The 21,058-nt window shown below is 61.1% G+C and carries 22 protein-coding genes; 11 read left to right on the forward strand and 11 right to left on the reverse strand.

The annotated features are described in order from the left end of the window. Window positions 1–273: 273 nt before the first annotated feature. Window positions 274–834: a GNAT family N-acetyltransferase gene (locus KKQ10_RS08260; protein ID WP_353844740.1), complete on the reverse strand. Its 561-nt coding sequence runs from the start codon at window positions 832–834 to the stop codon at window positions 274–276. Window positions 835–1,017: 183 nt separating this feature from the next. On the opposite strand from KKQ10_RS08260, the gene KKQ10_RS08265 reads away from it, so the two are divergent. Next, a complete protein-coding gene (locus KKQ10_RS08265) occupies window positions 1,018–1,470 on the forward strand; it encodes a thiol-disulfide oxidoreductase DCC family protein (protein WP_215500778.1) in 453 nt (150 codons plus the stop codon). A gap of 8 nt (window positions 1,471–1,478) precedes the next feature. Here KKQ10_RS08265 and KKQ10_RS08270 read toward each other — a convergent pair whose 3' ends face one another. Both KKQ10_RS08270 and KKQ10_RS08275 read right to left on the reverse strand, forming a co-directional pair. After that, a complete protein-coding gene (locus KKQ10_RS08270) occupies window positions 1,479–1,970 on the reverse strand; it encodes a DUF2269 family protein (protein WP_215500779.1) in 492 nt (163 codons plus the stop codon). A 2-nt stretch (window positions 1,971–1,972) separates the two neighbouring features. Beyond that, entirely contained in the window at window positions 1,973–3,088 is a 1,116-nt protein-coding gene (locus tag KKQ10_RS08275; protein ID WP_215500780.1) for a saccharopine dehydrogenase family protein, read from the reverse strand. Between the two features lie 136 nt (window positions 3,089–3,224). On the opposite strand from KKQ10_RS08275, the gene KKQ10_RS08280 reads away from it, so the two are divergent. Further along, the gene (locus KKQ10_RS08280) at window positions 3,225–4,259 is read left to right on the forward strand and encodes an NAD(P)/FAD-dependent oxidoreductase (protein WP_215500781.1); all 1,035 of its coding nucleotides are present in this window, start codon (window positions 3,225–3,227) and stop codon (window positions 4,257–4,259) included. Between the two features lie 182 nt (window positions 4,260–4,441). After that, the gene (locus KKQ10_RS08285; protein WP_215500782.1) at window positions 4,442–5,158 is read left to right on the forward strand and encodes an SDR family oxidoreductase; all 717 of its coding nucleotides are present in this window, start codon (window positions 4,442–4,444) and stop codon (window positions 5,156–5,158) included. 80 nt (window positions 5,159–5,238) lie between these two features. Here KKQ10_RS08285 and KKQ10_RS08290 read toward each other — a convergent pair whose 3' ends face one another. Further along, window positions 5,239–5,673: a GFA family protein gene (locus KKQ10_RS08290; protein WP_215500783.1), complete on the reverse strand. Its 435-nt coding sequence runs from the start codon at window positions 5,671–5,673 to the stop codon at window positions 5,239–5,241. Between the two features lie 607 nt (window positions 5,674–6,280). Here KKQ10_RS08290 and KKQ10_RS08295 point away from each other — a divergent pair. Continuing rightward, entirely contained in the window at window positions 6,281–7,285 is a 1,005-nt protein-coding gene (locus tag KKQ10_RS08295; protein ID WP_252191546.1) for an alpha/beta hydrolase, read from the forward strand. On the opposite strand, the gene KKQ10_RS08300 is transcribed toward KKQ10_RS08295, so the two are convergent. After that, window positions 7,266–7,961 carry a tRNA (adenine(22)-N(1))-methyltransferase gene (locus KKQ10_RS08300; RefSeq protein ID WP_286674820.1) on the reverse strand — a complete coding sequence of 232 codons (696 nt, stop codon included), beginning with the start codon at window positions 7,959–7,961 and terminating at the stop codon, window positions 7,266–7,268. The two genes, KKQ10_RS08295 and KKQ10_RS08300, sit on opposite strands and share 20 nt — an antisense overlap. Window positions 7,962–8,166: 205 nt before the next feature. On the opposite strand from KKQ10_RS08300, the gene KKQ10_RS08305 reads away from it, so the two are divergent. Continuing rightward, entirely contained in the window at window positions 8,167–9,195 is a 1,029-nt protein-coding gene (locus KKQ10_RS08305; protein WP_215500784.1) for an alpha/beta hydrolase family protein, read from the forward strand. A 121-nt stretch (window positions 9,196–9,316) separates the two neighbouring features. Continuing rightward, window positions 9,317–9,475 (forward strand): DUF2986 domain-containing protein, encoded by a 159-nt coding sequence (locus KKQ10_RS08310; protein WP_127651907.1) that lies wholly within the window; start codon window positions 9,317–9,319, stop codon window positions 9,473–9,475. Between the two features lie 16 nt (window positions 9,476–9,491). On the opposite strand, the gene KKQ10_RS08315 is transcribed toward KKQ10_RS08310, so the two are convergent. After that, a complete protein-coding gene (locus KKQ10_RS08315) occupies window positions 9,492–10,088 on the reverse strand; it encodes a DJ-1/PfpI family protein (RefSeq protein ID WP_215500785.1) in 597 nt (198 codons plus the stop codon). 90 nt (window positions 10,089–10,178) lie between these two features. After that, window positions 10,179–10,907: a class I SAM-dependent methyltransferase gene (locus KKQ10_RS08320; protein ID WP_215500786.1), complete on the reverse strand. Its 729-nt coding sequence runs from the start codon at window positions 10,905–10,907 to the stop codon at window positions 10,179–10,181. A 190-nt stretch (window positions 10,908–11,097) separates the two neighbouring features. On the opposite strand from KKQ10_RS08320, the gene KKQ10_RS08325 reads away from it, so the two are divergent. The 5 genes from KKQ10_RS08325 (at window position 11,098) to KKQ10_RS08345 (ending at window position 16,440) form a co-directional block, all read left to right on the forward strand. Beyond that, window positions 11,098–12,021 (forward strand): LysR family transcriptional regulator, encoded by a 924-nt coding sequence (locus tag KKQ10_RS08325; protein ID WP_215500787.1) that lies wholly within the window; start codon window positions 11,098–11,100, stop codon window positions 12,019–12,021. 103 nt (window positions 12,022–12,124) lie between these two features. Continuing rightward, window positions 12,125–12,850, forward strand: a complete 726-nt coding sequence (locus KKQ10_RS08330; protein WP_215500788.1) for an alpha/beta fold hydrolase — start codon at window positions 12,125–12,127, stop codon at window positions 12,848–12,850. A 264-nt stretch (window positions 12,851–13,114) separates the two neighbouring features. Further along, complete coding sequence (locus tag KKQ10_RS08335) at window positions 13,115–13,384, forward strand: hypothetical protein (protein WP_127651902.1); 270 nt, start codon at window positions 13,115–13,117, stop codon at window positions 13,382–13,384. A 234-nt stretch (window positions 13,385–13,618) separates the two neighbouring features. Continuing rightward, window positions 13,619–13,963, forward strand: a complete 345-nt coding sequence (locus KKQ10_RS08340; RefSeq protein WP_127651901.1) for a cupin domain-containing protein — start codon at window positions 13,619–13,621, stop codon at window positions 13,961–13,963. Window positions 13,964–14,058: 95 nt separating this feature from the next. Beyond that, window positions 14,059–16,440 carry a DUF3772 domain-containing protein gene (locus KKQ10_RS08345; protein WP_215500789.1) on the forward strand — a complete coding sequence of 794 codons (2,382 nt, stop codon included), beginning with the start codon at window positions 14,059–14,061 and terminating at the stop codon, window positions 16,438–16,440. Window positions 16,441–17,155: 715 nt separating this feature from the next. On the opposite strand, the gene KKQ10_RS08350 is transcribed toward KKQ10_RS08345, so the two are convergent. From KKQ10_RS08350 to KKQ10_RS08365, 4 genes are read right to left on the reverse strand one after another with little or no spacing between them, the layout of a single operon-like run. Beyond that, complete coding sequence (locus tag KKQ10_RS08350; RefSeq protein ID WP_215500790.1) at window positions 17,156–17,920, reverse strand: ABC transporter permease; 765 nt, start codon at window positions 17,918–17,920, stop codon at window positions 17,156–17,158. Further along, entirely contained in the window at window positions 17,920–19,119 is a 1,200-nt protein-coding gene (locus tag KKQ10_RS08355; protein ID WP_215500791.1) for an ABC transporter substrate-binding protein, read from the reverse strand. The genes KKQ10_RS08350 and KKQ10_RS08355 overlap by 1 nt, the downstream gene beginning before the upstream one ends. Continuing rightward, window positions 19,085–19,927, reverse strand: coding sequence for an ABC transporter ATP-binding protein (locus KKQ10_RS08360; protein WP_127651897.1), 843 nt, complete (start codon window positions 19,925–19,927; stop codon window positions 19,085–19,087). Before KKQ10_RS08360 ends, KKQ10_RS08355 begins: the two co-directional genes overlap by 35 nt. Continuing rightward, window positions 19,924–20,994, reverse strand: a complete 1,071-nt coding sequence (locus tag KKQ10_RS08365) for an acyl-CoA dehydrogenase family protein (RefSeq protein WP_127651896.1) — start codon at window positions 20,992–20,994, stop codon at window positions 19,924–19,926. The genes KKQ10_RS08360 and KKQ10_RS08365 overlap by 4 nt, the downstream gene beginning before the upstream one ends. Between the last annotated feature and the right edge of the window lie 64 nt (window positions 20,995–21,058).

Consider the following 21,058-nt stretch of genomic DNA (forward strand, 5'->3'; position numbering starts at 1 on the left):
TTGTTAAAGAGCGGTTGGTTAAGATCTTTCGTCTCAACCGAGGCGCGCATTCTACAGCAGCCTCATTTGCTGTCAAGTGATTATTTTCAGAAGTTTTCGAAGATTTCTTCAACAACTTCAACCACTTACGCTTCAGATCTCTCGTCAGCGGGAGGCGAATAATACAGGACTGAATTTACTGGTCAACCCCCTTCGAGAAATTCTTTTCAAAACAAGGGACTAAACCCGCCATGACAACTGATGCCGCCGTCAGCATCAGATCGAAGACAGACCTCAAGCCCCCTGTTTCAGGTTATTTCGCTGCGACAACGCCCATTGTGCCCTGGTCAGCCCGTAACACTTGCACAGGGCGGGCGTTGCCGACAGTCTCAGCTCGGCGTCATATAAATGCACCGCGCCGATCTTCAGGGCGGCTTTCTGCGAGCGGATGTTCGAAGGTGCGATGTGCAAATAGACAGTGTCGTACGTCTCGAAGGCATGCTCCACCATCAGACGCTTCAGTTCGCGATTGGCCTCCCCTCCCCATTTCGCCCGGATTAAAAAGGTGTACCCGATGGCGATGCTCTCCGGTAAGTCAGGCGGTATATAGAAGCTGGACGTCCCGACGATCTGCCCCGACTCGATGTCGATGACTGCAAGCGCTTGGCCGGTGGCCAGGCGAGCGGCGAAGTAAGCTGCAAACACCTGCCGCTCATGACGGTCGCAGGCAGGATGGTCAACCCAGATGAAAGGATCGCTGGCTGCCAGATACAGCCCTTCAAAATCACTGTCGGCCAGTGGCCTGAGCCTCAGCGTGCTCCCGCACAAAACAGGTTGCCTATCGAAGTCGCTCACAAGATCAGGCTCCTTTCCAGATGAGTCATGGGAATGGAGCCAGTCTAGGGCGACAGCTCAGCAAGGAAAGATCCAATGTGACTGCTATTAATGGAGCCATCACCGACGACCATCGTCTGCAGCAGACTTCATCGATGATGCACAGGGTATGATCAGCCCCAACCAACACCTCGGACCTACCTTATGCCCGACTCCCGGATTCGCCCAACCCCCGCGCCCTTGCTCAATCCGGGCGAGACCGTGGTTCTGTTCGACGGAGTCTGCAAGCTGTGTAACGGCTGGGCAAGGTTCCTGATTCGCCATGACCACCAGCACCGGGTGCGCCTGGCCGCAGTGCAATCGCCCGAAGGCCAGGCATTGCTGGCATGGGCCGGTCTGCCGGTGGACCAGTTTGACACCATGGCGGTGATTCGCGACCGGCATTACTGGGTGCGCTCGGATGCGTTCTTCGAAATCGTCGCGCAACTGCCTGCCCGTTGGTGGCCGGCCCGACTGCTGCGCATTGTCCCACGGGCACTTCGGGACTGGACCTACGACTGTGTGGCGCTGAATCGCTACCGGATCTTCGGCAAGTACGACACCTGCCTGTTGCCCGATCCCGATCACGAACGACGCTTCTTAAAGGCGCCGGTGTGAATCCCCTGCTACATCAGCAGTCCGAGCCACTGTGCCGGCGTCATCTTCGTCACCATCATCAAGACAATCACGAACATCCCCAGAAAGCCGAAAACGCCCATCCAGAACCACTGGCGGTAAACAGCCTGGTAATCGGCATCAAGCCCCGCCCCACGTTCGACCGCGCTCACCGCCATCCCCTGCAAGCGCTTTTGCAACACCAGCACCGGTAACCAGAGCGAGCCCACTATAAAGAAGAGGATCAGCGAGACCAGTACCCACTCTGTAGTCAGCGGCAGTCCACTGAGTCTCGTCAACATATAGCCCGTCAGGATCTGAATGAAGCCCGCCGGTGTGGTGATCCAGGCGTCGTAGCGCACGACCATTCTCGCCACATGCGCAATCACCTGCGGGTTGGCCGCGCGACTGGCAGCGATCAGGTAGAGATAGGACCCCATGCCGAAACCGAACAGGAAAATCGCGGCAATGACATGCACGTACTTCAGGCCCAGATACAGCATGCTCAGCGCTGCCCGTCAGAGAAATGCACGGACAGACTCAGGTTCTGCGGATCGTTGATCGCGGCCATGTACTCGTCGACGCTGATTTCGCCCACGCAAGGACGGGCGCCGGGTTCGGGCAAATAACCTCGGGCGATCTTCGCAGCCAGTGCGACGGCAGCACAACTCGGGATCTCCGGCCCTTTGTCATTCAACGCAGTGAGTTGCGCCGACATCGACAACGTCTGGTCATCCAGACCGACACCCCGCACATCTATATACATCGCACTTTTGCCATCGCCGAAACGTTCGAACCACGTCCCCCAGCGATGCAACCTCGCGGCCCAGGGTGCATGGTCACGCACCAGGCCCTTCCTCATCGCCAGAGCAAACAGATAATTCGCCACACCGCCGAGTTTGAGGCCGGCACCCGCCTTGAAGCTCAGAGTGTGCGCACCATAGCGGCTGGCAAAAATGTCCATGTCCGGCACATCGACATTAGCCAATGCACGAGTGCCCAGCCCCTGCAGCTTGCGCAGGGTCAGGTCCTCCCACCCCATCACCTCATGCACCTGACCATTCCTTAACTGACGGATCGGCTTGCCGGCGTATGCGAGTACGCCTTCGACCGTCGACAACCCCGGCATCTTGGCCGATGAGGAAATACCGTGTTCGATCGAGTCGATGCGTTTGAAGCGATAGCGCTGTTCATCGATGATCGCTGACGAAAGCGTCGGCACCGAGCTGCAACCACTGAGGATCGCAACACCCGCCTGCCGGGCTCGAGCATCGAGGACGCCGATGCCATTGACGAACGTCCGGCAGTCCGACAGATCGCAATAGTTGACGCGCGCTTCGATGCAGCTCTCGGCCACCGCATAGGATTGCCCCTGAAACGGGCCACCGGTGTGAACCACCAGTTGAATGTTCATCGCGCGCAAGGCGGAGGCGAAACCGGCGCCCATGGCATCACCGCACCAGCTCTCGCAGGCCGGGCCCAGTTCAGCGACCTTGCGCGCCAGCTTCTGAGGATCGCGCCCTGAGATCGCGAGTTCGACGTCCGGCATGTCGATCAAATGCCGACAAACGATACTGCCAAAGTTTCCATACCCTCCAACCACCAACACCCTGAGTGCCATCAACGCTTCCCTGAACGATTGAAAAACCGGCCCACCATCGGGCTCGGCGCAGCTTCCCCGATATCACCGGGCCAGGCAAGTCTGCCGCCATGGGCGAGAATGGAGTAACGTCTGGGCATCGACAACGGAGGTTGATGTGAGTAAACGAGTTATCGTGATCGGGGCTGGAATCGTCGGCGCGACACTGGCGTACCACCTCGCCGTAAAAGGTGCGCAAGTCGTCGTGGTCGAGGCGAATGAGGTTGCGTCCGGCGTGACGGGACGTTCCTTCGCCTGGATCAACACGTCACACGGCGGGGCAGATCCTGTTGCCCCATTGCGCGCAGCGGCCATCGCAGAATATCGCCGACTTCAATCCGAGTTGCCGGATCTGAACGTTCGATGGACTGGTGCGCTGTCTTACGGTGATGGCGTGTTTCATGCGCCGTCTATATATAGCGCGCAGATTCTCGACCTTGAGCCCAACCTCAAGCACCCTCCAGAACGTGCATTCTTTGCCGCCGATGAAGGCGCGCTGGATGCCGTGCAGGCAACACACATCTTGATCGCGGGCGCTCAAGCCCATGGCGCGACGCTGTTAACGCAGAGCCCGGTACTCGGCTTTCAGACATTGAACGGCTCGGTCACCGGTGTCATCACTGCGACGGGCAACCTCGATGCCGATATTGTCGTGCTGGCGGCAGGCACCGCGATCCCGCAACTGGCAGATCAGTTGAACGTCACCCTGCCCATCGACGCTTCACCCGCCCTGTTCATCCGCTACAAAACCCAGCCTCATCGGGTAAACACGATCATCTCCAGCCCCGAGATGGAAGTCCGGCAGGACGCCGACGGCACGTTGCTGGCGGCGGAGGACTACATAGATGACGCGCCGCACAACAGCGCGCACGCCATCGCGCTGAAAACAGCCAAAGCCATCCAAAACGATCTTCACGGGGTGATTTCCATCGCGCCCGAAGTGGCGTGCGTGGGCCTGCGCCCAGTGCCGGCCGATGGAATTCCGATCATTGGCTATCTGCCGAACATCGGCGGCGCATACGTGTGCGCGATGCACCCGGGTGTAACGCTGGCGGCGGTCGTGGGGCGACTGGTTGCTGAGGAAATCGTCGATGCCGCGCCTGCGGCCGCATTAGCGCCCTGTCGTCCAGAACGATTCCAGTCACAGCCCTGATGATCACCCGCTATAACACCCGAGTATCCGATGGATGTCCGGGCCTGAGTCAGGCTCACCGCAACACGCCTTCTGCTTATACAGAATTCAGTTGTGTTGCACCGACCGGTTGAATCCACCGCCAATAGCGGACGGAGCTGTGCTATCAATAGGGCTTTGAGTCAGATGGTGAGAAGGCAACCATGAACCACAGCCGAACTGCACTGGTGACAGGTGCAACCAAAGGGATTGGTTTCGCGCTCAGTACCCAACTGAGTCAATCAGGGTGGACTGTGGTCGGCATCGCCAGGCACTCGATCGACTATTTTCCCGGAAAGCTGTTGCTCTGTGATTTAGCCGACACTCAGAAGACGGGCGAGATGCTTGAGAAACTGCTAGAGCGCACGTCTATTGATGCTGTCGTCAATAACGCTGGCGTCGCGGCTCCGCAAAGCCTTGAAACTCTTGATCTTGAAACGCTTCAAAAAGTTTTTGACCTGAATGTCAGAGCCTCGGTGCAAGTTACTCAAGCTTGCCTGCCGTCGCTTAAGCGATCTTCTGCTGGACGCATAGTGAATGTGTGCAGCCGTGCCATTTTTGGAGCCCGGGACAGAACAGCCTACGCTGCCGCAAAAAGTGCTTTGGTGGGTATCACTCGTACGTGGGCGCTTGAGTTGGCGCCCATTGGAATTACGGTCAATGCAGTCGCACCTGGCCCTATAGAAACCGAGCTTTTGCGCAAAACCAGACCTGTGGGAAGTGAGGGTGAGCGTCAAATACTGTCCACGATTCCGATGCAAAGACTGGGCATGCCATCAGAAGTTGCCTCTCTGATTACTTTCCTGTTGAGTGCACAAGCATCCTTCGTGACGGGCCAAGTGATCAGCGTCGATGGCGGAGGAAGTCTCGGTGGCAAGTAGCGATACGACGCAGATCGATGCCATCCCCTGCAGCACATGTTCGCGTCTGTGCGAAAATAATTGCGGGTCAGGCTAAGGTTTCAATCACCGTTGACCCGGAGTTCCTGCACAAGATCCCCCAATGACTCCACGGAACCGTGATGACTGCTGGCCGAGCGTTGCGTATCCCACGACATGGCATCGTCAACGCAGAAGTCGCCAGCGCACTGCACGCTCAGATCTTCATCGAGCAAACCGAGTGGAATCCACACGTAAGTCGACCCGCGAAGCGGGTTGGGCACAGTCGAGCCGCATTGCGCGCAGAAGTCGTTCCTGTAACCCCCGGGTTTGACCCAACTGCTGATCGACGCCTGCCCTGCTTCCCAGCGAAAGTCACGCGCGTTGACCAGCGTGGCGAGGTTGTGGCCGACACCCGTTTGCTTGCGGCACAGGGAGCAGTGGCAGCGGTAAAAAAAGCGCGGTTCAACGGCGAGGGAAAAGCGTACCGCGGTGCACAGACACTGCCCTGTTGTCATGGGGTTCTCCTTTGGACGAGCGCTTGCACATCCATGCTGAAGTTTCTTATGTGCAAAGCATTCTAACGATCTACGAGCGCCCGGCGATGACTCAGATGAACAAGCCCGAAGGCGCTCCCGGCAGTCGGGCAAAACCCGGACTATCCGCTCGCTTAAGCTAATGCGGACTCACCACAACAACGTCTTGTTTTCGTCAAACTTGCCTGCGACCCGTAAATAGGTTTCAGTCCATCCGCTGCTCATGCTGATCTCTTGCAATGGCCCGGTCGGTGCAAACAAAACCGCTTGAAACTGACTTTAACCTGAACTGATTGGGCGGCCAATCGGCACAGAGGTCGGTTTATCGCAGCCGACGACCAGCGCACCGTTGCTTACTTTCACGGAATCTACACGCCTACCGACCGGAGACAGATAAAGTACGCCAGGCCGTCGGCCCGGATGTTCCCGTGGTGCACCTGCGAGGCAAGCGGCAGGTTGCTGCATTTGTCGATGGATTGACCGTCAAGTCCGCGATCTGCCTGGAGTGAACGTGCTTGCCGGCAATCGGTCGGATTGCACAAGTGCTCAGCGGTGTCGGCTGCCGCAGCGAATGTCATAGAGGACCAGCATGGACACCGGAAAACTCGAATTTGGCGCAGATGAAATCGCGCAAATGCAGCGCTTCAACAAGATCCTCGCCTGGCTGCCACGGTTTCGCATCCGCAATCGCGTCCTGCCGAGACTGGTCCAGGCTTTGCTGCGCGTCAGTCAAAAGGCCGGCGCAGACAAGCTGCGTAAACATGGTCTCAAGGCCGAGGAGATCGTGATTGACTCGCATGGCGTCGCAGTGCCGCTACGGATTATCAGGCCCAAAGGCAAAGCCCGAGGCGTGGTGCTGGATTTTCATGGCGGGGGCTGGGTCATCGGCAACCCGCAGATGAACGATAAGCTCAACGCAGGCATGGTCAATGCGTGCAGCGTGGCGGTGGTTTCGGTGGATTATCGACTGGCGGTCGACACACCGGTCGAGGGGCTGCTGGAGGATTGTCTGGGGGCCGCTCGCTGGCTGCTTGGCTGCAACGAATTCGCTGACCTGCCGGTGATCGTCGTCGGGGAGTCGGCGGGCGGGCATCTGGCGGCGGCGACGTTGTTGGGGCTGCAATCATCGCCCGAATTGCTCAAGCGTATCCACGGTGCATTGCTGTATTACGGCGTCTACGACCTGAGCGGAACCGCCAGCGTCCGCACTGCGACTGCCGACACTCTGGTGCTGGACGGCCCCGGCATGGTTGAGGCGCTACGCCTGCTGACCCCAGGCCTGAGCGACGCGCAACGCCAACAACCTCCGCTGTCACCGCTGTACGGCGACTTCGCCGGCATGCCACCTGCGCTGATGTATGCCGGCGAGCTGGACCCGCTGCGCGACGACACCCTTGAGCTGGCCGCACGCTGGGCAAAGTCGGCAGCGGTTGAGGTGCACCTGCTGCCCGTTTCCGCCCATGGGTTTATCCATTTCCCGACGGCCATGGCCGACAGCGTTCTGGCTCACAGCCGCGCGTGGATCAATCTTCGGATTGCCGCGCAGGAACCCGCCGTGGATCGTTGCGCTCAGCTCACGCCAGCAACTCGGTAATCCACTGAATCTGCTGCGCCATCTCTTGCCGCTTTTCTTCAGGCACAGCCTGGCGCGCCTGGTTCAAGCTGTTCAGGGTTTTCTGTTTCTGGCGCAGCAAACGCTGCCATTTGGCGATGAATGCGGGACTGCGCGCCTGCATCTGCAACGGGCCGAAATACAACTGTTCAGCGGTGTAGGCCACCGGGCCGGAGCGCTCGGCGACGATGACTTCGTAAAAGAATCGGTTTTCCTGCAGCAATTCCTCGACGAGGATGCGGTAGCCGTTGTCCATCAGCCACTGGCGCAGCGGTTGCTCGCCGCCGTTGGGCTGCAGGATCAGCCGCTCCTGCCCGCTCAGACGCGATTTGCCGCTGTCGAGGATGTCGCGAATGGTCTCGCCGCCCATGCCGCACAGGCTGATCGCGGTGATCCCGTCACCCGGCTCGATCGCCGCCAGACCGCTGGCCAGCCGCACGGCGATGCGCGGCTGCAGATCGTTCTCGCGCACCGTGCGCACGGCCGCGTGGAACGGCGTCAACGCCACCTCACCGGCCACCGCCGCCGCAATGGCGCCGCGGCGCATCAGGGCCACCGGCAAATAACCGTGATCCGAGCCGATATCCGCCAACCGCGCGCCTACCGGCACGTGCGCCGCCACACGCTCCAGGCGCATGGACAAAGTGTGTTCGTTCAACTGCCGCCCCTTTTCCAGCCATAGCCGGCGCTGCAGGCCGGACAAGGGCCGCGACTCTAGCGGGGTGCGGCTGGCATTTCAAATCCCGGTAAGCAGAGGCATGGCTATCTTCTGCGCGACCGCTCTAATAATCTGCGTTCAGCGCTCCCCGGCTGGCTCGAAGTGCCACCTGATAACAACCAATGCAATCAAGGAAGAATCAACATTGAAAACAGCTCTCGGTGCCCTGCTGCTCAGCCTGTCCACCATCACACTGGCTGACACTCACCCCATCGGCTTTCGCACGACAACCCTGCCGGACTCACAGCGGCCGCTGGAAATGGTCGTCTGGTACCCCGCGACCACCACCGCGCCAGCGCAATTGATCGAAGACAGCCCGGTATTTGTCAGTGCGTCTGCCGTACGCGATGCACCGCCGACCGCCGGCGAGCATCCGTTGGTGGTATTGTCCCACGGTTATCGGGGCAACTGGAGCAACCAGATGTGGCTCGCCAGTGCCCTGGCCGATCAGGGTTACATCGTCGCGGCGGTCAACCACCCCGGCAGCACCACCCACGACCGCAGCCCGCAAGCAGCGGCGCAGTTGTGGCAGCGGCCGGTTGATCTGCGGCGAGCAATCGACGCGGTGCTGGCGCGACCGGAGCAATTTGGCGCCGTCGCGCCGCAGCGCATTGCCGTCGTCGGCCACTCGCTCGGTGGCTGGACGGCCCTGGAAATCGGCGGCGCACGTTTCGATCCCGAGCGTTTTGCCGAGGACTGCAAGGCCCATGCGCAGCTGGCCAGTTGCAGCGTCTACCAACAAATGAATCCCGCCAGCACGCCGCAAGCGAAGGCCGACCTGGCTGCCGACAGGCGTTACACAGCGGTCACCGCCATCGTCTCGCTGGACCTGGGCCTGTCACGCGGCATGACCGACGCAAGCCTCGCGGCGCTGCCCGTGCCAACGCTGGTGATCGCCGCTGGCGCCCCTTCCGAAGATCTGCCTGCGCACCTGGAATCCGCAGATCTGGCCAAACGCCTGCCACCGGCCACCACGCGGTATGTCGAGATCAGCGACGCCACCCACTTCAGCTTCATGTCGATCTGCAAACCGGGGGCAATCGAGATGCTCGAGGAAGATGCTCCGGGCGATGGCATCATTTGCCGCGATGGCGACAAGGCGCGCCCGCGTGAGGTGATCCAGCAGCAAGTGGTTGCGCTGATCAGCGATTTTCTGGCGTCGCCGAAGCCATGATCGACCGCGAGCTGCTTCTTCTGATCCTGCGCCACCTCAACAGACTCGCCAAATCGCTTCGACCCGGTTCTAATGCCCGCTTGGTGGGCACGCGCCCCGCTCCCTTTCACCGAGTAGAAACATGAACCGTCAAAAGAAACTGCAGCAGTTGTTCAAGGAAAAGGCCAAAAAGGCCAGTGCCAAACTGGCGCCGAAAAAGCCCAAGTACATCAGCAAGGCTGACCGTCTGAAGATGGCCGCAGAGGCGGCGTCGGAACCGGTCGAAACCACCGAGGGCTGATCCCGCTCCGCGTGCGTTATAAAAACGGCGAAATGTTGGCCATTGCCCGTGTGGTGTAGAGGTCTTTCTCGCCAACCGGCGCCACGTAGTGCAGCGCGTTGCGTGCCGCCTCTTCACCGGCAAGACGGGCGATGAACCAGGTCGCCAGATACTGCGAAGCCAGGCAGCCGCCGGCGGTAGCGACATTGCCCTTGGCTACGAACGGTTGATTGAGCACAGTCACGCCGGCCTCCTCCGCCCAGGGTTTGGTGATCAGATCCGTACACGCCGGAACCTCATTCAACAAGCCGAGTTTTGCCAGAATCAGCGTGCCCGAGCACTGGGCGCCCAACAGTTGCCGCGCCGGATCGAACTGCAGACGCGACATCAGTTGGGCATTCGCCACGATGTCCCGGGTCATGCTCCCGCTACCCACCAATACCGCGTCCGCGGCGCAGGCCTGCTCCAAAGACATCTGCGCCTCGATCACCAGGCCGTTCATGGACCGCAGCTTGTCCGTGGGGCCTGCGATCGACACCCGCCAACCGGGCTGTTTAACCCGGTTGAGAACGCCGTACGCGATGAGCGAATCCAGTTCGTTGAAACCTTCAAAAGTCAGGATGGCGATGTGCATGATCAGCCTCGTGCCAGGTTGCCGGTGGCTCATCGTAAAATCGGCCAATCAATACAATCAAAAAATTGTCATGACTACATTCTTAGCCGACTAGCCGACATCGACCGGCCGTCGACTGGCCAGCCAGGCGCCCCAGAAGAGACTGCTGAAAAAACGCGTCGCTTCGCCAAATCCCGCTTCATCCAATAACGCCTGAACCGCCGCCTCGGAATGCGGCGGATCCGCGCCCTGCAGGATTTTCCCCAGCTTGGCCGCCACCTCGTCAGCACTCGCGCCCTGCTGCCGCCATCTCTGCCCCCACGCCTGCAGCAATAACGGTTGGCTGGCATAGGCGTAATGATTACCCGCCACAATCAGCGGCGCCCCCGGCTTCAGCCGCTGCTGAATCGAACGCAGGATGTGGCGCTTGGGCTCATCGCCATTGAGGTGATGGAGCACACCGATCAAAGTCGCCGCATCGAAGGCGGGTTCGGCTGGCAAATCATCGACATGCCCCAGATGCAATGCCGTTCGGTGCAGCAATCCATTGGCCTGCAATTGCTCCGTCGCGGTTTCGAGCATGGATGCCGAAGGGTCGACCGCAGTGAAGCGCCAGTCCGGTTCCAGCGCAGCCATCGCGATGATCTCCTGCGCCGTACCACCCACGCCAACCACCAGCACATTGGCCGGACGTGACGGGCCGAGGGTGGCGGCCAACATGCACGCCGCCAGATCGTGACAGGCGTCGTAACCGGCCAATGCGATGCGGCTTTGTTTGCCGTATTCGCTGGCGCGAGAGGTGTCGAATTTTTCTGCAGGGTGGGTCGAGGATGAGGCCACGGCGATTCTCCTTATCGTTGGAGCACGCTACGCCGGTGAATGAGATAAGAAAAATGGATTAATTTCATAAGGCGCATTCCTGCAAGGAATGTGGGTCGGGCCTGACAGCGCGCAAAACGACTGTAGCTTTCGGCCAAAGCCTGTAGGAAAGTTGCCTGCATCGACTGCTGAATGAAAAGGCCAATACCCCATGAAGCCTCTGGATCTGACGCGCTTCGACCTCAATCTGCTGGTGGTGCTTGAGGCACTTTGGGCTGAGAGGCATGTCGGTCGCGCCGCGCAAAAACTGCATTTGTCGCAGTCGGCCACCAGCCACGCCTTGTCGCGGTTGCGCACGGCTTTTGATGATCAACTGTTCATTCGCAACCCGCGCGGGATGGCGCCGACGCCGCTGGCGGTCGAGTTGATGCCCCGAGTCGCGGCGGTGCTCGAGTCGGTGCGGCTGGTTGCCAGCCCCCGGGGGCCGTTCGATCCGGCACGCTTGCAGGCGACGCTCTCGGTGGCGGCCACCGATCATGCGGTGTTGACCGTCATCGCCCCGGCGCTGGCGAACATTCAGGCTGCCGCGCCGGAGGTGGTGCTGAAAATCGGGCCAGTGGATGGCGATTCAGCGATGCGCCAGCTGGATGCCGGTGAGATCGACCTTGTGCTGGGTTCGGGCTCGTTTGCCCAGATTCCGCAGCGCTTCGACTGCAAATTGGCGCACAAGGAGCGCTTCGTCGGCATCGCGCGCAAGGGTCATCCGGCGCTGGTCAAGCGCGGCAAGACGCTGCACATGGCGCTGGAGGACTTTACCCGTCTGCCGCACATTCTGGTTTCACCTCGCGGCGATAGTCGGGGCGCTGTCGACGATGCGCTGGAGCTGCTCGGCCACAGTCGCCAGATCAGCGTCACCTGCCCTAGCTTTCTGGCGGTGCCGTTCCTGGTCGGCGCTTCGCAATCAATCGCCGTGATCGCCGAACGGGTCGCCTTGCAGATGCAGGAAACCGCGCAACTGAGCCTCTTCGAACTGCCGCTGGCACTGCCCACCTGGGAGGTGCTCGTCGTCCGGGCGCGGGGCCGCGCCAACGAACCGGCCGTCGAGTGGCTCACCAACATGCTGATCACCAACTGACGATCAATCTCGCGCATCGAGATGCTGCGCCAATGCCATTGGATCGTCAGCCTCGGTCCTCCTAGAGTGCGGATGTCGTTCATCAGCCCCTCCGGAGTACCGCATGAAACCCCAGCCCACCCTGGTCATGATCCCTTGCTTCGCCGGGGCGCCATGGCAGCTAGAACAGATGGTCCACTTACAGGATCGCGCCATGCGCACCCTGCGTTTGCCCGACGACGTGCGCGACCTGGAAAAACTGACCAACTTCATCGTTGATCAGGTGCAGGATCTGGAGAGCTATGTGCTGGTCGGCGACTCCTACGGCGCGGTCGCCTCGATTGCGGTTGCAACGCGCCAGCCCAAAGGCCTCAAGGGGTTGGTGCTGTCCGGCGGCTTTGCCAAAAGCCCGATCACTTCGCCCCTGCTCAAGACCCTGGCCGCGTTGGCACCGTTGTTTCCCGGGCCGTTTTACCGCCAGACAACCTTGCGCTTTCACGCGGCTCAGTTGGCGTCGTCGTTCGACCAGGAAGGAGAAATCCCCTGGTCAACCGCCAAGAGCCGCGCTTTCTTCATCAAGGAGACGCCGCACAAGGCCTACGTCAACCGCGTGCGTTCGATCGAGAAAGTCGACTACACGCCCTTGCTGAAGAAGATCGACGTGCCGACGCTGATCCTCACCCCCGAAGAGGACAAGCTGATCGGCAAAGAGGCGGCGGGGATCCTGCTCAAAGGCATACGGGGTTCTCAGGAAGTCATCATGCTGCGCACCGGTCATATGTTCAGGTTCTCGCATCCGGGGGCGTACTCGCTGGAGGTGAGGAAGTTTCTGGAGCGGATGGTGCTTTGAGCGGGTATGTACATGGGCTGCTTACCTGTCCGTGTTCGTCTGCCGCAGAACCGTGAAAGCGGAACGCTTGGGCCGCTCTGTTGATGAAAGCTCCAGATCTTTGACGACTTGTCAATAGTACAGGCGGGCGACTGTGCGGGAGGCAACGCGGTAGTAGGCTTGCATGGCGTCAACTGCGCGAGTGCCCGATCTGTTCGGATTATCGATTAAGGCAGGTCAGGCCAATGCTTAAGCCGCATGTCAGATAACTGAAAGGATTCGAACATGAAAAAGTCCATTACTGCTCTGGCCGTATCCACGATGCTCGCTTTCACCGCAACGATCGCGAATGCTTCCGTGCATCCGACCACCCTCAAGGCTCCCCAGACCGTCAATCAGGTAACAGCCTCTATCGACACGCCGTTCGGAACCCATCGAACGGCTGGCGCAATCCAGATGGCCAGCCTGGCCAGAAGTTGCTCCGATGATCGATATTCCTGGTGGGAATACAGCGGTTGGGAAATCGTCGCTTGTCTCGGAAGCGGCCAGTGGTAATTATTCAGACGAGCCTGGTGCGTGGTGAGCACGCACCAGAGCCTGTTGCTGCATGCTGAAGTACTTCGCCTATTGCCTCATACGAAGCGTCGACGACCGAGCTGTGCGCATTTCTGGCCTATCGTTGGCCGCCACAGACAGCCGCAAATCGACCCTTTGTCGCCTCTCTGCCCCTCACACCATTTAAGGTGTCTACTGCTGATTAGGCCCTGTACCTACAAAGCGGTGCGCGCGATGAACAACGATCAGATGGCACCTGAGACAAAAGGCGTTTCGGTGGAGTTACTGGCAACGATTGATCTTGGCCCGGAGATCGAAGGCATGGCCGGGCGCCAACTCAGGATGCGCAGGGTGACCATCGAACCTGGCGGCGTCTTCGGGCCGATTCACAACCATGTAGACCGGCCAGGCACCGTTTACATACTGCAAGGCATCATCACTGATCATCGAGATGGCGTCGCCAGGGACTATGGGCCGGGCGTGGGCTGGCCCGAGGACAGGCACACCACGCACTGGCTGGAGAACAGAGGCACGGTTGCGGCGGTGGAGATCTCGGTCGATATTGTCAGGCAGGCGTGAACAGCACCTGCCCTGCCCGGCTGAAATTTTTCTCGTCGGCCGGTTCGATCACCTAACCTCATAGTTTGTGTGATCAACGAGAACCGGTCCTGCCCATGCGCAACGCCTTGAAGTCATTGTTATTTGTGACGCTGGCCCTGCTCGCTCCGAGCGGATCGGCGCTGTGGGCGGCGGATTTGCCGGCGCCGTCGGTGACCACCACGGCGCCGCTGGTGGAGGTGTCGCAAAGCGATCTGCAAGCCCTGCAATTGCGCCTCGACGGGTTGAAGCAGCAGATTTCCGCCGCCAACAATTACAACCAGCTAGAAGGCCCGCAGGACCGGGTGCAGACGTTCATCCTGGATGTCGATCGGTTGTCGGCGTCGTTGTTGCCGCAGCAGGCGCAACTGGCGGTGCAATTGGGCGTACTCGGCGCGGCGCCGGATACCCAGATTGCTGCTGAACAAGTCGATATCGCCGCGCAACGGGCGACACTCAGTGAGCAAAAGAACAAAGTCGATGCGACGCTCAAGAGTCTCACCGCGCTCAAACAAAGCGCCGCCGACCTGATCACACAAATTGCCGGCATCCGGCGCACGCTACTCGAAAGCGAACTGACGCTGCGCACCGACAGTATTCTGAGTCCGGACTTCTGGTCGCCATTGGTTTCGCCGGCCCCCGACGACAGACAGCGGCTGAATTTTTTCATCGCTCAAGTGAACAGCACGTGGGCCACGGTGTGGGCCCCCGGGCAGCGTTTTTTCACTTGCGTGCTGGTGCTGTTGGCCCTGGTGTTCTGGACCCTCGGACGCCGCTTCGCCGAGCGCGGGCTGACCTGGGTGTGCATCCATCGTATGCCGGAGGGGCGCCTGCGCCGTAGCGCACTGGCGTTCGCCTCGGCGCTGGCGACCCTGGGCACCACGGCCATCGCCCTGCACCTGCTGTTCTATGCCTGCACCCGCCACGAGCCATTGACTCCGATGCTGTCGACTTTTTCCGAGGAGTTCGAAAAAGCCGTTTACGCCTGCGCCCTGATCACCGCCCTGAGCCGCGCGCTGCTGTCGACGCAACATCCCTCGTGGCGGTTGCCGGCGATTGCCGATGCCGTGGCGCTGACGCTGAGGCCTTTTCCGCGGATTCTCGCCGGCACCCTGTTGGTACTGGTGACGCTGGTGCAGGTCAGCAACGCCACCGGCATGAGCAGCCAGATCGTGATCGCCCAGCGCGGGGTGATTGCCATCGTGGTGATCGCGATTCTGGTGCCGATGCTGATGCGCACCGGCAAGGTGCGCAAGGCGTTGATCACCGCCAATGACCCGGAGGCCGGCAGCACGTTTGCCGGGGTGATCTACAGCGTGGCCACGGTGTCGATGTGCGTGTCGGCCCTAGCCCTGCTCACCGGTTATGTGTCGCTGGCGCGGTTCATTACCTATGAACTGGTGTGGGCTTATATCGTGCTGTCGGGGTTCTATCTGCTGATTCAGGTGGTCAAGGACGCCTGCGAATACCTGTTCTCGCCGCGCTATTCGGCCGGCAAGACCATCAAGCAAACACTGGGCATGGGCGACCGGCGGCTGGAGCAAATCTCGACAGTGCTGTCCGGCGCCAGCCGCGCCGGGCTGTTGTTGCTGGCGGTGATCGCGCTGTTCGTCGGCGGCATCGGCACCACGCTCGGCCAGTTGACCACCAACATCATGGGCATCCTCGGCGGCGCCGGTTTGCGCAAGCTGAACATCGTACCCGCTCACCTGATCAACGCCGTGCTGGCGCTGCTGATCGGCATCTATCTGATCCGCGCCCTGCGCCGCTGGCTCGACAATGAGTTTCTGCCCAAGACCGACATGGACCCGGGCATGTGCGCGTCGCTCAGCACGTTGTTTTCCAACATCGGTTATGCCGCAGTCATCCTCCTGACCCTGTCGTCACTGGGCGTGCGCTGGACCAACCTGGCGTGGATCGTCAGCGCCCTGTCGGTGGGGATCGGCTTCGGCCTGCAGGAGATCGTCAAGAACTTCGTGTCCGGGCTGATCCTGCTCACCGAGCGTCCGGTGAAGGTCGGCGACCTGATCAGCATCAGCGGCGTCGAGGGCGACATCCGCCGGATCAACGTGCGCGCCACGGAAATCCAGCTCAGCGACCGCTCCATCGTCATCGTGCCCAACTCGCAGCTGATCTCGCAGAACCTGCGCAACGTCACCCTCGGCGGCAGTGCCCAGGGGGTGGCGAGCCTGGAACTGATGTTCCCGCTGGACATCGACCCCGAACAGATCAAGGAACTGCTGCTGAACACCTACCGGGAAAACGAAAACATCCTCGACAAACCGGCGTCGTACGTGCGCTTCAGCAAGCTTTCGCCGGACGGCATCACCCTGACGATAACGGGCTACGTCGGCAGCCCACGGATCGTTGGCGGGACCAAGAGTGATCTGCTGTTCGAGATTCTCAAGCGCTTGGGGGAAGCCGGCATTGCGTTGGCGAAACCGGCGTCAACCCCCTGACAGACCATTAAGCCCTGTGGGAGCGAGCTTGCTCGCGAAGAGGTTGGCACAGGCAATATCTCTAGCGACTGACACAACGCCTTCGCGAGCAGGCTCACTCCTACAGGGTTCTGCGATTAATACAGATTAGGCAATCTGACCGAGATCATTGTAGGAGTGAGCTTGCTCGCGAAGAGGCCGGCACAGGCAATATCTCTAGCGACTGACACACCGCCTTCGCGAGCAAGCTCGCTCCCACAGGGTTCTGCGATTAACACATATTAGGCAATCTGACCGAGATCATTGTAGGAGTGAGCTTGCTCGCGAAGAGGTTGGCACAGGCAATATCTCTAGCGACTGACACACCGCCTTCGCGAGCAAGCTCGCTCCCACAGGGTTCTGCGATTAATACAGATTAGGCAATCTGTACCGAGATCATTGTAGGAGTGAGCCTGCTCGCGAAAAGGCTGGCACAGGCAATATCTCTAGCGACTGACACAACGCCTTCGCGAGCAGGCTCACTCCCACAGGGTTCTGCGATTAACACAGATTAGGCAATCTGACCGAGATCATTGTAGGAGTGAGCCTGCTCGCGAAAAGGCTGGCACAGGCAATATCTCTAGCGACTGACACACCGCCTTCGCGAGCAAGCTCGCTCCCACAGGCCTCTGCGATTAACACAGATTTGGCAATCTGACCGAGATCATTGTAGGAGTGAGCCTGCTCGCGAATGGGCTCAGGCCGGCGCCCAGCGCCGATGCAACCACCGTGCAAACGCATCGAGCGCAAAGCCCAGCACGCCGATCAGCAGGACCATCGCCATCAGTTCCGAATACGCCAGGCGATCCCGCGTATCGAGAATGAAGTAACCCAGCCCCGCGCTGACCCCAAGCATTTCGCACGGCACCAACACGATCCACAGTATGCCGATCGACAGCCGCACCCCGGTCAGCACATGCCCGAGCACACCGGGCAGGATCACTTTGCGCAGGGTTTCCCAGCGAGTGGCGCTGAGGCTGCGACTGAGCTGCAGCCAGCGCGGATCGAGCTGGCGCACGCCGGCCACGGTGTTGAGCAGGATCGGCCACACCGCAGCGAAGGTCAGCAGAAAGTAGATCGGCTGATCGCCAACGCCCATCAGCATCACCACCACCGGCATCCACGACAGCGGCGAGATCATCCGCAAAAACTGAAACGCCGGAGTGGTCGCCGCTTCCAGATGCCGATAGCTGCCGATCATCAGCCCCAGCGGCACGCCGATCAGCAACGCCAGCAGCAGGCCGACCAGAATTCGCTTCAGGCTGACCAACACGTGTTCGTATAGCTCCGGGCGCAACAGCAGTTCGCCGAGGCTGGCGAGCGTCGCTTGCGGGGAAAAACGCAGCGCCAAGCCGTCATTGCCGCCGAACAGGTGTACGCCCAGCCACCACAGCAGCAACAGGCACACCAGCCCGGCGACACCCAACGCGCCGTGCAAAGTCGCAGAAGATCGCTGATGCATCAGAGGCTGAACTCCTCGCTGCGCTCGAAGCTTTCCGGCAAACCGAAGGTCTGCATGCCGCCGACGGCCGCGATGGCGTTACGCACGAAGCGGTCGTCCACCAGATCCTTGGCGGTTTGCTGCGGATCAAGGCTGGCGAGGAAACCCTTGTCGCCCTCGATCAGCGTGTCTTTCAGGCGCCTGACCAGTTCCTCGGTGTAGCTGGGAAACGGGTACGGCTGGAAGTCGATGCGCTGCTCGTCCCAATGGCTGTGCTGAATCGCCCCGCTGCTCAGGTACAACTCGCGGTCGCTGGCGACCGGCGACAGCACCCGATCGAGCACCGGTTGCGCGTGGGGCGTGTAGCGATTGGTACCGTCCTTGGACAGCAGTCTGGCTGCCTCGGCGCGGTTGTCGCGGGTCCAGACCTGCGCCTTGACGATGGCGTTGACCACTTTCTGCGACCACTCGGGACGGTTGTTCAGATCCTGCTCGTGCATGAACACCACGCAGCAGGCGTGATTGCGCCAGACGTCGCCGGTAAAGCGCTGCACCCGGCCAACCTTGAGTTCCTCGGCCAGGGCGTTGAACGGCTCGGCCACGATGTAGCCGGCAATGCGTTTGGTCGCCAGGGCTGGCGGCATGTCCGACGGCGGCAGCACCAGCAGGTTGACCTCGTTCGGTGCCAGCGCGGCGCTGGCCGACTTGCTCACCGGCACCAGGCCGTGGTCGCGAAACAGCTGCTGCACCACCACGTTATGGATCGAATACCAGAACGGAATCGCCACCGACTGCCCGCCCAGTTGCTTGACCTCGGTGATGCCCGGCGCCACGGTCAGGCCCGAACCGCCGACGTGGTTCCACGCCACGACCTTGGCCGGTACCTTACTGCCGTAGCGCGCCCACACGGTCATCGGCGACAGCAGGTGAATCACGTTGACCTGCCCGGAAATGAACGCCTCGATCACCTGCGCCCAGCTGCGCAGCAGCACCGGACGCTCGGCCTGAAGCCCTTCGGCCTCGAACAGGCCATTGTTGTGCGCCACCAGTAACGGCGTGGCGTCGGTGATCGGCAGATAACCGATGCGCACCGGCGCGTTCGGCTCGGAGGCCGCGCGGGCGTTCAGGCTGTTGAGCAGCGGCAACGCACCCCCAGCGGTCAGCAGCGCGCTGAGTTTGAGGAAGTCACGACGTGTGTGAGTGAAGTCGTCCAGGCACATGGTCAATCTCCGACGTAGCGGGCACAGGTTGAGTGAGGGGGTTACGGCTCGCCCGCCGAAGGGTTTTGAGGATGTCGATGCGCAGCGCGCCCAGTTCCTCGACCAGCTCGGCACGCGGCTGAGGCAGGTCGATGCGCCACTCGCCGAGGATGTGCGCCGGGCTGTTACCCAGTAGCAGAATCCGCTCGGAGAGCAGTAGGGCTTCGTCGATGTCATGAGTGATCAACACGGCTGCGGTGTGGTGTTCGGCAATCAGTTGCAGGAGCAATTGCTGCATGTCGGCGCGGGTGATTTCATCCAGCGCGCCGAATGGCTCATCGAGCAACAACACCTGCGGCTGACGCGCCAGACAACGGGCCAACGCGGTGCGCTGGGCCATGCCCCCGGACAACTGCGCCGGGTGCTGCAAGCGCGCGTGTTCGAGGCCGACGGCAGCTATCGCGTGGTCGATCCGCGCCTTGCGCTGCTCGGCCGTCAGGTGCGGCTGGCGGGCGAAATCCAGACCGAAAGCGACGTTCTTTTCCAGGGTCAGCCACGGCAGCAGACTCGGGTCCTGGAACGCCACCGCCACCCGAGGGTGCGCGCCGGTCAGTGGTTCGCCGAGCAGACTCACCCGGCCCTGCTGCGGTGCCTGCAAACCGGCCAGCACCCGCAGCAGACTGGATTTGCCGACGCCACTGGGGCCAAGAATCGTCACCACTTCACCGGGCTGCAATTGTAGATCGAAGTGTTCCAGCACGGTGTGCCAGCCCTGCTCCCGGGGATAACCGAGGCTGATGCCGTGCGCCTCCAGCAACGCTGCAGTCATGCCGTCGCTTCCCGTTTCTGCCGCTGCAATTCGGCGCGCAGTTGCACCAGACTCGGGGTGACAATCGGCACGAACGCCGACTCGCGCCAGCGCCGGGCGAAGCCACTGCCGTGCTCGGTCAGATAAGCCCTGCCGCCGCTGGCCTGCAGTTCCAATTGCACGGCACTGGCGGCGGATTCGGCCAGCGCAATGCGGATCTGAAACAAGGCGCCCGGTTGGGTCAGAAAACGCCCATCGTGCAGGCCTTGTTTGAGCTCGCTGACGGTCTGCGCCAGTTGCTCGCGTTGCTCATGCAGCGGCTCCAGCAGGATCGAGCGGCCGTCCTGCAAATGCCCTTCGACCTCTGCCAGCGCACGGCGCGCCAGACCGATCGCCATGCCGCACTGCAAGCCAAGAAACGCCGGGCGCACCGCCGGCAGAAACTTGCGCGCATCCTCATGCAGCAGCCATTCGCGACCAACCGCCACGTGCGCGAAATCGATGGCCGCGGTGTTGCTCGATTGCAGCCCCATCAGTTGCAGATCAGCGGAACGTTGCACGCCGGCAGCGTCATCCGGGATCGCCAGCACGAACGGCGAACCGCCCTCCTCGTGCTCGATCGCCGCCGCCACGACGAAACCGCTTTGGCGCAGATTGGTCACCCAGTGCAGGCGCCCCTTCAAGGTCCAGCCGTCAGCGGCGCTGGCCGCGCGCACTTGCAGCGCTTCGATGCCGGACAGGAACTTCATCGCGTTGGACAAACCGGTGGCCCCGGCCAGTTCACCGCTGAGCAACGACGGCAGCAATTTGTCTCGCAGCGCAGTGTTGGGGCTGTGCAGCAAGTATTCGATAAAGGCGCGCTGGCCCCAGAACACAAACGCTGCGGCCAATGAATGGCTGGCGACGGCGGCCAGGGTTTCCACGGCATCACTGACGTGACCACCGCTGCCGCCCAGTGCCGGGCTGATGCCGACGCGCAGTACCTCGGCCCGCGCCAGTTGCGTCAGCACCTGCTGCGGATCGCCGTCGCCCGCATCCAGGGCCTGGGCATTGTGTTCCAGCCATTGAATCAATGCCGGATTGAGCATGTCGTTTCTCTCCTTGTACGCAGCCGCATCAACCATAGACGATGCTGCCTGAAGCGCTGGCCGA

Source organism: Pseudomonas sp. MG-9 (assembly GCF_018729515.1).
Taxonomy (GTDB): Bacteria; Pseudomonadota; Gammaproteobacteria; order Pseudomonadales; family Pseudomonadaceae; genus Aquipseudomonas; species Aquipseudomonas serboccidentalis.